This is a genomic window from Desulfitibacter sp. BRH_c19, from assembly GCA_001515945.1.
Taxonomy (GTDB): Bacteria; Bacillota; DSM-16504; order Desulfitibacterales; family Desulfitibacteraceae; genus Desulfitibacter.
Genome location: LOER01000033.1, coordinates 205,465 through 219,118 on the forward strand (window position 1 = coordinate 205,465; position 13,654 = coordinate 219,118).

Annotated in this window: 9 protein-coding genes and 1 pseudogene; 1 reads left to right on the plus strand and 9 read right to left on the minus strand. The window is 37.0% G+C overall.

The window, feature by feature from the left end; genetic code table 11:
• Positions 1–10: 10 nt before the first annotated feature.
• From APF76_11615 to APF76_11635, 5 genes and pseudogenes are all read right to left on the minus strand, one after another.
• Positions 11–1,627 (minus strand): hypothetical protein, encoded by a 1,617-nt coding sequence (locus tag APF76_11615; GenBank protein ID KUO50349.1) that lies wholly within the window; start codon positions 1,625–1,627, stop codon positions 11–13.
• Between the two features lie 72 nt (positions 1,628–1,699).
• Positions 1,700–3,310: pseudogene (locus tag APF76_11620) on the minus strand.
• A gap of 253 nt (positions 3,311–3,563) precedes the next feature.
• Complete coding sequence (locus APF76_11625) at positions 3,564–4,298, minus strand: hypothetical protein (GenBank protein KUO50350.1); 735 nt, start codon at positions 4,296–4,298, stop codon at positions 3,564–3,566.
• Between the two features lie 133 nt (positions 4,299–4,431).
• Positions 4,432–6,561 carry a hypothetical protein gene (locus APF76_11630; protein ID KUO50351.1) on the minus strand — a complete coding sequence of 710 codons (2,130 nt, stop codon included), beginning with the start codon at positions 6,559–6,561 and terminating at the stop codon, positions 4,432–4,434.
• Positions 6,562–6,667: 106 nt separating this feature from the next.
• Positions 6,668–7,024 (minus strand): ArsR family transcriptional regulator, encoded by a 357-nt coding sequence (locus APF76_11635; GenBank protein KUO50352.1) that lies wholly within the window; start codon positions 7,022–7,024, stop codon positions 6,668–6,670.
• Positions 7,025–7,766: 742 nt separating this feature from the next.
• Here APF76_11635 and APF76_11640 point away from each other — a divergent pair.
• Entirely contained in the window at positions 7,767–8,048 is a 282-nt protein-coding gene (locus APF76_11640; GenBank protein ID KUO50390.1) for a hypothetical protein, read from the plus strand.
• 155 nt (positions 8,049–8,203) lie between these two features.
• Here the strand turns inward: APF76_11640 and APF76_11645 are convergent, their stop codons facing one another.
• From APF76_11645 to APF76_11660, 4 genes are all read right to left on the minus strand, one after another.
• On the minus strand, positions 8,204–9,313 hold the full coding sequence (locus APF76_11645; GenBank protein ID KUO50353.1) for a hypothetical protein: 1,110 nt from the start codon (positions 9,311–9,313) through the stop codon (positions 8,204–8,206).
• 31 nt (positions 9,314–9,344) lie between these two features.
• Positions 9,345–10,595, minus strand: a complete 1,251-nt coding sequence (locus APF76_11650; GenBank protein KUO50354.1) for a hypothetical protein — start codon at positions 10,593–10,595, stop codon at positions 9,345–9,347.
• Between the two features lie 65 nt (positions 10,596–10,660).
• A complete protein-coding gene (locus APF76_11655) occupies positions 10,661–11,842 on the minus strand; it encodes a hypothetical protein (protein KUO50355.1) in 1,182 nt (393 codons plus the stop codon).
• Positions 11,843–12,454: 612 nt separating this feature from the next.
• Positions 12,455–13,591, minus strand: a complete 1,137-nt coding sequence (locus tag APF76_11660; protein KUO50356.1) for a hypothetical protein — start codon at positions 13,589–13,591, stop codon at positions 12,455–12,457.
• Between the last annotated feature and the right edge of the window lie 63 nt (positions 13,592–13,654).

The following is a 13,654-nucleotide window of genomic DNA, read 5'->3' on the forward strand; positions in this document are numbered from 1 at the left end:
CTTTTCAGCCTTACCTCATTAGATAAGGTATCTTTACATGTATTGCTTCTTGAGGACACTCAACTTCACATGGTAAGCAAGACCAGCAGGTACGGAATTTCCCATGTGCTTCACCACAGGATATACAGCGTTTGGCCTCCAAATCAGCCTGTTCCTTACTCATGCAGAGTTCTGTTTCCTTAAAGCTGCGACGTTCATCGCCTTCTAACTTGCCTATTCTAACAGGAGGAATTGCTTTCGCCTCTGAGGTATCAACTTTAAAATCTACTTCGCAACCACTTAAACGATCTCTAGCATAATCTAATGGTATCTCTTCAAAATAGCGATATACAGATTCTGCAGCCTCTCGACCTTGTGCCATAGCATCAACAATAGTTTTTAACCCAGGCGTTACATCACCCGCTGCAAAAACCTTCTCTAGATTAGTTTGCTTAGTAATAGGGTCTATGCTAATACAGGTTCCATTTACTTCCACTATACTATCAGATACTAACTGCAAATCACTTTCATTTCCTATAGCAATTATTACTGTATCAGCGGAAAACATTGTAGTTTCGCCTTCACAAAACTGGGGATCAAATCTGCCTTCCTTATCCAATACCTCTAGGCAGCGCTTAAATTCTATTCCAGTTACTTTATTATCTTCAATATAGAATTTACTTGGACCCCAACCATTTTCAATAATGATCCCATCTTCCATGACATCTGAGATTTCCCATTTATAAGCAGGCATACTCTTGCGATCTTCTAAACTAACTATCCGAATTTCCTCTGCACCTAGCCTATATGCTGTCTGAGCAGCATTAATAGCTGTATTTCCACCTCCTATAATTAGCGTTCTCTTACCTACAGTTAAGTCTTTCTGTGATGCCTTCGCTTGGCTTAAGAAATCTAGAGCATTATAAACATTCTCTGCTTGTTCCCCATCCATCCCTAGTTTTTTATCTAACTGCATTCCTACTGCTATAATTACTGCATCATAATCTTCCATTATCCCTTCGAAGGTTACATCTTGCCCTACAGTAGTGTTATAAAATACTTTTACACCTATCTCATCTAATATCTTTGCTTCCCATTGCACAACATTACCAGGTAATTTAAACTCTGGGATACAGCTAGTCATCATACCGCCTAGGCGCTTTCCAGCTTCATAGATATGCGTTTGGTACCCTTTCTTTCTAAGTTCATACGCAGCCATCATTCCCGCTGGGCCTCCACCAATAATTGCAACCTTTTCAGTCTTTTCTTCATTCAGCTTGCAATTAATTGATACTTCATCCTGCTTGGTATCAGCAAGATATCTTTTTAGACCTCTTAGGGCTAATCCATGATTGTCTATATCATTGCGTGTGCATTCTGACTCACATGGGTGATGACAAACTCGACCTAGGATGCCTGGAAATGGTAGCTTTTCATATATGACCTCTAAAGCCTTCTTCTCTTCTCCACGGACGATTAGCTGAGCATAACCCTGGCAGTTTAATCCTAGGGGGCACGCCTTAGAGCAAGGAGCTAGCTTCAAGCGGATATTATCCATTATGCAAACCTCTGCACATGTACCGCAATAAATACATTTTTCCTTATCAACCATTACATTTTGAGATAATCCTTCTATTATATTACTCACGATTTATGCCCTCCCCTCAGATTTAGATTGTTTATCAGCCATTTTTATTGGTTCCCGGAGAGTTGTAATAGGGTTATCACTATTCTCATCCTTCTTAACTATTATAAGCTTACGGAAGTTTTCTTCATCTCTATCAGGATAATCGGATCGTTTATGCCAGTCCCCCCATCTGCTTTCCTTACGTTCAATGGAAGCAGTTGCAGATAATACTCCACATGATATTATGCTTTCTACTTCAAAAGCCTTTACCAGGTCATGCACTCTGTTAATATTTACAATCTCAAATAACTCTTTATTTAGCACATCCATACTTTCAATTCCGCGTTTCAGTTTGTACTCATTTTTTGGTGATGGCAAGTATTCACCAATCATCCTACGAGTTTTGAACTCAAATTCTTCAATTGAGACCTCGCCTTTGCAATTTTGCCACTTATCAATTTTTCCATGAATCTTTTGCAGATAGCTTTCTGTATCACACTTTTCATCTTTTTTGATAGAAGCAGCAAATTCAGTCGCACTTTCTGCTGCTATCTCGCCAAAGACAAATGCTCCGGATAAATGACCACGTCCCACGTTTGCAACGTCACCAGCAGCATACAGTCCAGGCATTGATGCTTCTGCCTTTTCATTGACTACAACTCCTGTAATACCATGTCCACCACATAAATAGGTTTCCGTTGGCCCTAATTCGATATCCTTATTCCTAAAATCAATATCTCTACCTTTAAAGAATCTTTCACAAGCCGGTTTCTCTGTCGTAAATAAGATATCTTCAATACTCTTGATCTTTTCCTCTGGTAAATCACTCATTCTTATACGTACATATCCAAAACCTTTTTCATGTTCTGCAATTATTGACTTAATTGATGGATGACCTAAATCCATACGCTTATCAACAGCATTTAGTAATTGTGCACCACGGGTTAAAGTAATGTAAAGAAGAGGCGAACTTATATCTTTAATAATGTAATAGTGCAATGTATATTCTAATCCGGTTAGCTCTGCTCCTGCTCTATAAGCAAGATTGTATCCGTCACCCGTATTCGCAGGATAATCATAAACACCATAAAGATAACCATTTGGTGGTAGGCCAAATCTTGCACATCCACCTGCAGAGACTATTACAGCCTTTGCATGACAAACGATAATTTCACCTGTACGTACATTAAGTCCTATAGCTCCAGCTACCCTGCCACCTACTACTAATAACTGTAGTGCCATTGTGCGATTGATAACGATGCAGTCTGTTTGCATCAGGCGATCGTAAAGAATAGTCTTGAGGTCTGGTTCCTGCATTGTAACAGTATAGCCTTTTTTAGCATGGGCTTTAACCACTTCATATTTACCATCATATTTCGGGAAATATACGCCCCAGTCAATGAGTTTATTCATTAGTGCCCAGCTTCTCTTTGCCATTTCATAGCTGGGCGCTTCATCAAGTATACCGTCACATCCATGTACCGCATCTTCTAGATAGTCTTCCGGAGTAGCCACTCCCGGTACTGTTACAATATTTAGAGCGTCCATACCACGAGGGATACATCCACTATATTTCATGTGACTTTTTTCAAATACTACAACTTTTTGGTTGGGGTTAACTTCTTTGGCACGAAGAGCGGACATTATTCCACCGCTACCCCCTCCAATAATTAAAACGTCAGTATGAATTGTGCTAGTTTTCAAAGAATCTCCTCCTTTATTTAGTCTGCATACCTTAAAGTTATACTAAGCCGCCTATCATCACCTCTCTTTTCGAGTTTTGATTATATTAATTTCTATAATTTCTTATATATATATTAAATTCTATCAGTTGACTTTTTAACCTTTGCATATATTCTACCTATAGTTGTAATTATTTGATATTATCGATAGGAGCAAATTAACAGCTACTATAAGCCATATAAAAAACCACTTCCATTTTATTGAAAGTGGTTTTTTATATGAAACTTCTTATAAACGAATACGTAGCTACTAATATCAAAAGAACTAAAACAATTTTCTTAAAGAGTTCCTCTGAAACTTTTTTAAACAGCTGCCTTCCTATGAACATTCCAACCAGTATAAATGGAGCTAAGACAATAGCATATCTAATATTTTCAAGAGGTATAGCCCCCATGAGTATCATGGGAACAAAGCTTGCTGGATGCATAATAGCAAAGTATCCTAAAATAGTAGCTCGAAATTCTTCCTTCTTCATATCAAGATTATTCATCAATAAAATGACTGGAGGACCTGACATTCCAACACTTCCTGATAAAAATCCTGAAATGCCACCCACTATTACTTTCCATTTTTCCTGACTTTTATCAAGATTAACCTCATAGTTTGTTAAATTCAACAAGCTTATTACAACAATAGCTATACTAACAAGTGCCTTTAGCGTGTCAACGGTAATAGTATAAAAAACTATTAATCCTAAAGGAAGCCCAATTAAGGATCCCTTTAATAGTTGTTTAACTAATTGCCAATTTACATCTTTTTTAAAAGAGTAAAGAAGTACAATTACTGACGAGAACGACAAAATTAAAGTTAAACCAACAGCTGTTTTGGGATCAAAAATGATAATTAAAAACGGTGCTGCCATCATCACGAAGCCAAATCCTGCTAAAGCCTGTGTAGAAGCTGCTAATACTATGGCTAGGGCACCCCACATCAAAATATTTAAGTCCATTCTTACACCTCAACTAAATACTTCTTGAATGCAATCTTTTTTAATATCATTATAATTGTAACACAGTTTAAATTTGTTTAGCTTTAATATTCTTACTGATGGGAGAAATTGCCTGCTTCTTGTCTAAAGCTTCCTAGTTTTTCATAAGTCGCATACCATTTATTATCACTAAAAGAGCTGCCCCTGTATCGGCAAATATTGCCATCCAGAGAGTTGCATTTCCTGTAAGAGCAAGACCAATAAATACAGCTTTAATTACTAGAGAAAAAATAATATTTTCTTTTATAATTGTCGTAGTCCTTTTGCTAAGTTTAACAACATAGGGCACCTTGCTAAGATCATCTGCCATTAATGCAATATCAGCAGTTTCAATTGCTGTATCCGTTCCTATGGTTCCCATGGCTATACCGATATCAGCGGCAGCCAAAGCAGGAGCATCATTAATACCATCACCCACCATAGCAACCTTTCCACTTTTTTTCATTTTCTTTATATAATCAAGCTTTTCTTGAGGAAGAAGCTCAGCCTGATAGTCTATACCTACTTCCTTGGCTACTTGACCAGAAGTTTGCTGGTTATCTCCAGTTAGCATAATAACGTTACTCAAGCCTAATTCCTTCAATTGTCTTACAGTAACCTTGGCCTCGTCTCTGATACTATCTTCAAAGGTTATAACCCCTTCTATCCTTTCAGGCGTTCCTACGATGACAATTGACTTTTCTTCAATACTAGATTCTATTTGCTTACTGTATTCACTTAACTTATCTTGATCCATTATCTCCCTAAAAAGTTTCATGCTTCCCGCATAGTAATTATTGTTGTCTATTGTACCAGAAACACCTTTACCTGTTAAATGTTTAAAATTATCTACTTTTTGTACTAAAAGACCCTTGTTTTGAGCCTCGTTAACTAAAGCTGAAGCTAGAGGATGATTAGACATCTTTTCAAGTGATGCAGCAATGGTTAATAAATGTCCATCAGACTTACCTGATAGTAAATAGATTTTTTTAACTTTGGGCTGCCCCTTTGTAAGGGTACCTGTTTTATCTAGAGCAATTGCCTTTAACGAACCAACTAACTCAAGAAAATTTCCCCCTTTTATTAGTACCCCATTTCTAGCTGCATTACCTATTGCAGCCATCAGAGAAACTGGAGTAGATATTACAAGGGCACATGGGCAAGCAATCACCAATAGTACTAGACTAGAATAAAACCATTGTTCAAAGGGCTGCCCCAATATCCATGTGGGTATAATTGTAAGAAGTGTTGCAGCAACGATAACTACAGGGGTATAATAATTTGCGAATTTGTCCACAAGATGCTGAACAGGTGCCTTTTCATTTTGTGCTTCCTCTACCAGGTGAATAATTTTAGCTAAGGTGCTATCTGTTGATCTTTTTTCTGTCTCTACTTCCAAATATCCATCTATATTTATTGTCCCGGCAAAAACCTGGTTCCCTTCACTCTTATCCATTAGCAAAGACTCACCAGTTATTGGCGACTGATCCACAGCAGTACTGCCTTTTTTAATAGTACCATCAACTGGAATTCTATCTCCGGGTCTTACTATAACAACATCCCCAGGTACCACTTCAGAAATAGGTACTATCTCTTCTTTTCCATTCTTAATTAGTACAGCTTGTTGAGGGGCCAGATCAATAAGTTGACTTATTGATCTTCTGGTTTTTTCCATAGTTCTGTTCTGTAAGGTATTCCCAACTGAAAACAGAAAAACTACGGCTGCTCCTTCTAGCCATTCACCAATTGCAGCTGCCCCAATTATAGCTATTGTCATCAGTACATTCATATCCATATTTAATGTCTTAAGCGAATTAAAAGCATTTCTAGCTATTAATAATCCACCTAGAAATATGGCTGCAATATATAAATACATACTAAGCGCATCTAATTTTAAACTGTATTGAGTTATAAGGGCAATTAAGATAAAGATTCCTGAAATAATCGTTAATACAAGACGAAGATCATGAAACCAGCTACTAGAGGTTTTTCTGTTTTCACCTGGGTTATCCAATACCGCCCCATAGCCTAGACCTTCAATAAGCTTAAGTAGTTCATTTTCATTAACCTGATGTTCAATGACTATTTTTCCAACACTAAAATTTAGTTTGGCGAATGTTACTCCTGGATATTCAGCCACAGCCTTTTCTACCTTACGCGCACAATCAGCACAGTCTAACCCACTTAACCTTAATGCTGTTTTTTCTATACTTACACCTTCTACCGCAATATCTTTAGCAGTCATATGGAAAACCTCACTTCGTTTAAGTTACGGGGATACACCTCTTTTGAAGCTCTACTCTAAGGTTGAGGAATGTCCCCAATTTTTGGTCCAGAATTCAGTAAACACCTTAGTTATGCCTAACGTGCTCTAAGCCTGCTGTAAAAAGTTTTTCAATATGATCATCATCAAGAGAATAATAGACCACCTTACCTTCTTGACGATTCTTTACTAATCTACTTGTTCTTAACAACCTAAGCTGATGTGAAACAGCTGACTGGTTTAATCCCAATACTGCTACAATGTCACAGACACACATCTCCGACTGAGAGAGAACATGAAGTATTTTGATTCTTGTAGGATTGCTAAGAAGCTTAAACATCTCTGCAAGCTCATTTGCCTCTTCTTTAGGAATGTTTTTCTTTTTTACCTTTTCAACTATGTCCACGTGTATACAATTAATCTCACATAAATCTTTTTTTATCATATAATCCCCTCTTCCATAGATTTCATAGAATCAATACTTTCTATCCAAGTGATGAAGATGCAAATATTTCATCTGTCATTATGCTCATGTGTTGATATGTTCATATGAATTTATTTATAGTATATACATTAGAATTTGCATTGTCAAAGTAAAATGTTCTAATGCATTAGTAGTGAATTAAAATTGCTACTTGCTTAAAAGGATATTAGCTAGTTTTGGCGAATAGTAAATAAGTTGTTGTTGATATTTTTCTAGTAATTAATTACATTTTGGGAGGTATTCTGTGAAAAGAAGTCTGTTGGCCATTTTAATAGTATTAATCTTAATTGCAATTCCTACATGGTCAGTAGGACAAGAAACAATAGTTGTAATTGACGGCGAAGGTTATAATTTTGACCCCACCCCTGTCAGCGTGGAAGGACGTCAACTAGTCCCTATGAGGCCACTATTTGAAGCTTTGGGGGCAAATGTTCATTGGGAAAAGGAAACAAACACAGTTATTTGTTACATAGAGGATTATGAAATCGAATTGCCTGTAGATGGTGATACTGCCCTAGTAGATGGAGAAGCAAAACCAATTGATGTACCGACACAAATGATCAATGGGGCTACTTTTGTTCCGCTAAGATTTGTAGGTGAAACCCTAGGATATTCTGTAGATTGGGATAACAACACTAGCACAATCCAAATTTCTAAGGGAGATAGTACAATTGAAAAGGATATCCTCTATTCAATAAATGGTATAGCTTCTTGGTATGGAGGTAAGTTCCATGGCAGAAGGACATCAAGTGGAGAGGTTTTTGACCAGAATAAATTTACTGCTGCACATAGGACATTGCCTTTTGGTACACTTGTTAATGTCACATTCTTAGACACAGGAAAAACTATAAAAGTACGTATAAATGATAGGGGCCCTCATAAGGAAGATAGAATTATTGATCTTTCACGGGCTGCAGCAGAATCTATTGGTCTTAGACCCCATGGATTAGGGGAAGTAAAAGTCGAAGTTCTTGCAACTGAATAGAAGCAAATTTAAAAGAGAGAGCCTTCACAATCACAAAGGCTCTCTCTTTTTACAGTTAAGTGCTTAGATATAATATCATTCAAATGTGGTAAATTATGAAAAAAGAACCTTACAAATGCTATAAGGTTCCTGCCCATTTCTTTTAACTATATTATTTACAAGCTATTATTGTTATTATGTTTTTCTATTTCCTCTTTTAAGTTTTGCTTTAGATTTCCTAATATTACGTGCAATTTTTTATGGACTGTAGCAGATAAATATATTTTATCAAGTTTATCATAGAAAGCTTTTGCTTCTTTAAAAGTACGTACAGCTTGCTCCTGCGTTAGTTCAAACTCTTCCTCAAGGCGTTCTGCTTCCTTAGCAGAATTAACAACAACTTCCTCGTCGATACATTCAAGCATATCAACAACAACATCACCGATTCTAGTAGGTTCAATCCAATGCGGTGGTGTACCATGAATAACACTAACCTTCAATTGTGGTATGACTACCATATCAAATTTACTTGGATCAAGAGCACAGTGATAAATGTCTATATTAAAATTATTGCTTGTTGCTTCTTCAACTACCTTTTCTATAAGCGTGGCTTTACCTGTTCCTGGCTGCCCCTTTAATATATATCTTTTTGTACAGTTGGCAGTAATCTCATTAATAAAGTTAACTGAACCTTTAAAATTTATGCTACTTGCAAACAGATGACGTATCTTGGGTCCAACATCCTTAAAAATTTCATTTATTACCTTATGGGCTTTTTTATTTGCTGCATCATGTCTTAGCCCCACAACATATAATTGTTCCCAATGATTATGTATTTCTCGAGCTGTCTTAAGATAACGAGTACCTTTTTCCATAGTATTCATTACTTTATTAGTTAAATCAACTATTTCTTCTCTATCTTTATCAAGCACATCTTTATCCCAACATTCTTCTAAGTTGATAGTTTCTTCAACAACACCAGGGTATCTAGCTTCATATTTATGGGGATATGATCCATCAATTATAGCAGTTCTTATGGGAGGAATTATTATTCCATCCACCTTTTCATGATCAATACCACACATTATAAACTCAATAGGTATCCCCTTATTATTTAAAAAATCTGCGGTTTCAATAAGATAGTCTGACTTTAACTTATGAGTTCCTCCAGTTAGAATATAGATTTTTCTTAGTCCTGACAAAACCGAATCAATATATGAAATAAAACCATCTGCAGTACTGGCCTCAGCGAAAATGTGGACATGCGCTTTCCTTACATTATCCATAAACCTCTCTCCCTTACAGTATTACTCATGGCTACTTTTCTGATTTGAATTTGGTGACAATTTTATGGTACCATCTCACTAAAATACCTTTGCCAGAAAGGGTTACCTGCGGGCTATCTGTAAGTTCAGGTACTGGAATCACACCAAAAGATTTCCCCGGCTTTATCCAAAGGGTTTCACGATATATTCTATTATCGCCACTTTTAAGATATTCAATTTCGACGAAATTATAGAGGGTTTGCAATAAAGCGGCCATATGATACCTATTCTCAACTTTCATATTGTTAATCGATAGGACAATATCACCACTACGAATACCCATCTTCATTGCGGGAGATCCCGTCATCACATCTAGAATCTTTACCCCAACTTCAGAAGATACGTATAAGGGTTTTCCTTGCATCTGATTTTTTTTGCCAAGATAAATAGTTAATTCGTGTCCAAGTGCCCCAAAAAGGGCGGGTAGGATTGCTAAGTAAATATAATGAGAAGCAATAACTGCAAGTATAAACAAAACAACACTATATATTGATAAAAGAGCTGCAGTATGATAGCTTTTTTGTTGAGGATTCATTGTCATCGCAAGATCAGTATAGCCTAATGCTGCCACCACAGGCAACATAGCATAATAACCCTTGCCAGCTTCAAAAGGTTGTTCTAAGGACTTAATCAGGGGCCACCAATCAGGCATTGGTACTGTTTCACCAGCAGGCACACCTGTTACCACCATAAGGGCCACAATAGGTATTGGCCAGAACTTCTGCAAAGTAAAGGCACCTACGGTTTCTCCCTTATGATTCTTTGTGTATACAGGCATTGCCCCTAAATGACCGCTTACTAATATTAAAAAACTCTCAACTAAGTGTAATATAGCTACTAAACCCATCAAGTGAGCTACTTCAATTACAGGCCACCCAAACATCAGATAACTTAAAGAAATGATACTACCTGCATAGGAAAAACACAAAAATCTAGGACTAACAAACAGAAGAAAAATGGCTACTGCCCATAAGTACCCGATCCCAATATTTGTAATAGTGATGCCTCCTATAATCATTAGAAAGGCACCAAAAATTCCCCCTAATATCCCATAGAGAATGGCAACAGTTACCTGCTGCCATACAGTTTCATCTTTTACTCCAAACAAAACTTCTTTTTGTTTTGCAATACGTCTGTACTGCATGCCGATTAAGAATACTATTACCCAAAAAAACGGAGAAAGTATCAAATAAGCAAAAGATCTTAAAACCATAGGTATTAAATCTACAATAAATGAAAACATATTCTATCACCAACTTCAATAAGGTAGCTGGACGCTTGCCTCTAGACTCCTGACTCTTGTATTGCTTAGTTTAGCTTGGACTTTATTATTTCTATAGCTTTTTGCAACTGTGGATCGTTAGCTGGATCTGGCGCATCCTGCAAAGCTTCAAAAGCTTCCTCAGGGGTAAGGATGACTTCAATATCAGGGTCAATTCCTTTCTTATTTATATCTCTTTCATTTGGTGTTAGATACTTAGCCGTTGTAAGCTTTAATGCAGCTCCGTCATCTAATGGAAATATACTTTGGACAAGTCCTTTGCCAAATGTTCTTTCACCTACTAAAATTCCTACGCCTGTATCCTGTATAGCTCCTGCTACTATCTCAGAAGCACTTGCACTTCCTGAATTTACAAGAACAACAAATGGTATATCAATAGCTGGCCCTGAAGCGGTAAAGGTATTAGTGGAGAATTTGCTTACAATATGAACTACCGGTCCCTCAGGTATGAATTCATCTGCTACTTCTATTGCGGACTGCAGACTACCTCCAGGATTATTTCTCATATCTAAAACAAGAGCACTATATCCTATCTTACCCAGTTCTCCTAAATCCTGCTGCAGTTCATCTATAGTATTTTCATTAAACATAGATAGGTTTATATATGCTATATCAGGTTCTTCTTCAATTATAGTGCCATCAACAGATGGAACTGTAATTATTTCCCTTGTAATTGCTATATCTTTATTTTCTCTACCTTCTCTGAATGTAGTAATAGTAACATCTGTTCCAGGGTCCCCCTGCATCAATGAAGCAGCAGTTTCCAGCTCCATGTCAGATGTATCCTCGTCATTTATCTTTACTATAAAATCTCCCGTTGCCACCCCAGCTCTATGAGCAGGAGTCCCTCTAAACGGAGACACAACAACAAGCCTCCCTTCATCATCCTTTGTAATCAATAGTCCTACACCACCATAAGTACCGCTCATTCTTTCCTGAAGGGTATTAAAAGTGTCTGCATCCAAATAAACTGAATATGGATCATCAAGAGCATCGATCATTCCACTTACAGATCCTTGAATTAACTCTCCAGTAGTAGTTTCTTCTATAGATTGAGCTTTTATTAATGTAAACGCTTTAATTACTTGACCCAAATTTTCGTGATTAGTAGAAATTATATACACAACACTAGAAGATATTATGAATGAGACAATAATTAAAACTATAAGTATCCCATACATTACTTTTTTTACAGCTGAGTTTATCATGTTCGCACCTACCTAACTTGTTTTAAGGACAGGAGACAGAATTCGGAATTCAGAAGAAGAGAAGATCTAGCTTTTAGCTCTTGATATTTCGATTCTGACTACTGACTACTGTATTCTTTATATGGTATGTTGAAGGACTTTAATTATATTACATATTATTTACGTCAACATCCTTATTTACACTTATTCATTTTAAGCATGCTTTTCCCCTTTAGAAACTTTAAAAACAAATAAAAAAAAAGCAACACCCTAATTGTAAGTTAAGATACTGCTTTAGTCTATACCAATTTTTATCCAAAATATTTTATAACCAGGAATGTCCCCAATTTGGCTAAATCAGGTGGAGTAGAGTCTCCATCCGATTCCCCAATGTTCAGCTTTGGCTGAACGAGTTCACTTAGATTTCCTTAGAAACCTATGAATAAACAGGATTCTTTATTCAGGTGGAGTTTTGACTCCATCTGAATATTAGAAACCGTTATCCAGGGGCTTAGTACCACTTATCTCCCACCTAAAGAGGTGGGAGTCTTGGAGAACTTGTCAACTTGTTGGCATAGCTGAACCCATGCAAGGCTAGTGGTAGTTAGCCATCGGACAAACTTCTAGATGCGATTAACGCAAGTAAGACCAAGGATTAACAGGATCTCCATTTTCCCTAACTTCAAAATGTATATGAGGACCTGTACTTAAACCACTTGTTCCAATTTTTCCAACTTCCTGTCCTCTAGCAACTATGTCACCCTCATTAACAGTTATTTTGGAAAGATGGGGATACATTGAGGATATGTCACCTCCATGGTCAACAACTACAGTCCACCCATAGCCGCCAAACCAACCTGCATAAATCACCTCACCCAGTTCACCTGCTACTGCAGAACTTCCATTGGGAGCCCCAATATCGACTCCGGTATGCATTCTTCTAGTTTTTAGAACTGGATGGATCCTCATACCATAATCAGAAGTAACCCTAGTGTAACCAGGAGTTGGCCAATTAAATTTCCCATTAGGACCAGTCAAGCCACTTCCACTTCTGCTTACCTGTATAGCACGAATCCTAGAAGCAAGCTTCTCAGAGTCACCCTCTAATTCAGCTAAGGCTCTTTCTATAACTGATTTTTCCTGCCGAACCTGAGCTAAAAATGATTGCTGTTCTTTTTTCTGCGCTTCTAGTTGGGCAAGCTTGGCTTCACTTTGTTTTTTAAGTAAAACAACATAGTCTCTTTTCTTTTCAAGCTCTTCCTTTTTTTCTTCGGCTATTATACGCTGTCTATCAATTTCCTCAACTAGTTCCATATCCTTTTCCGCTATCTTCTTAAGAAGTTCAAAGCGGACCAAGAAGTCTGTAATACTTGACGATTCTGTTAACACCTCAAAGAAATTGACATCTCCCTTTTGATAGATCTGCTTTAGGCGTTCTTTGAATGAATCTACTTTTTCCTGGAGCTCATTTTCAACTTGAATTAGCTCTTCTTCAGCAAGAATCACAAGTCCTTCTGCATCCTTTACATTCTTATTTAAGGTAGCTAACTCACGCTCAACTTTAGAAAGTTGATCTTCTAAATACTTTACCTGTTCTGATAAGGACGTAAATTGTTGCTCCGCAGATTTCAAAGATTCTTTTTCCTGCTGCATCTCTTTTTGAATTGCTTCTTGTTCTCGTCTAAGATCATCAAGCTCATCTGCAGATACAGTACTTAGGGTGACTGTTACAAAAAGAACAACTATGAAAATTGCAATAATCCTTTTCAATTCTTCACCCCTTTCGTTTTAGATTTGGAAAGTCATTAAAACAATTAATCTATCATTACATTA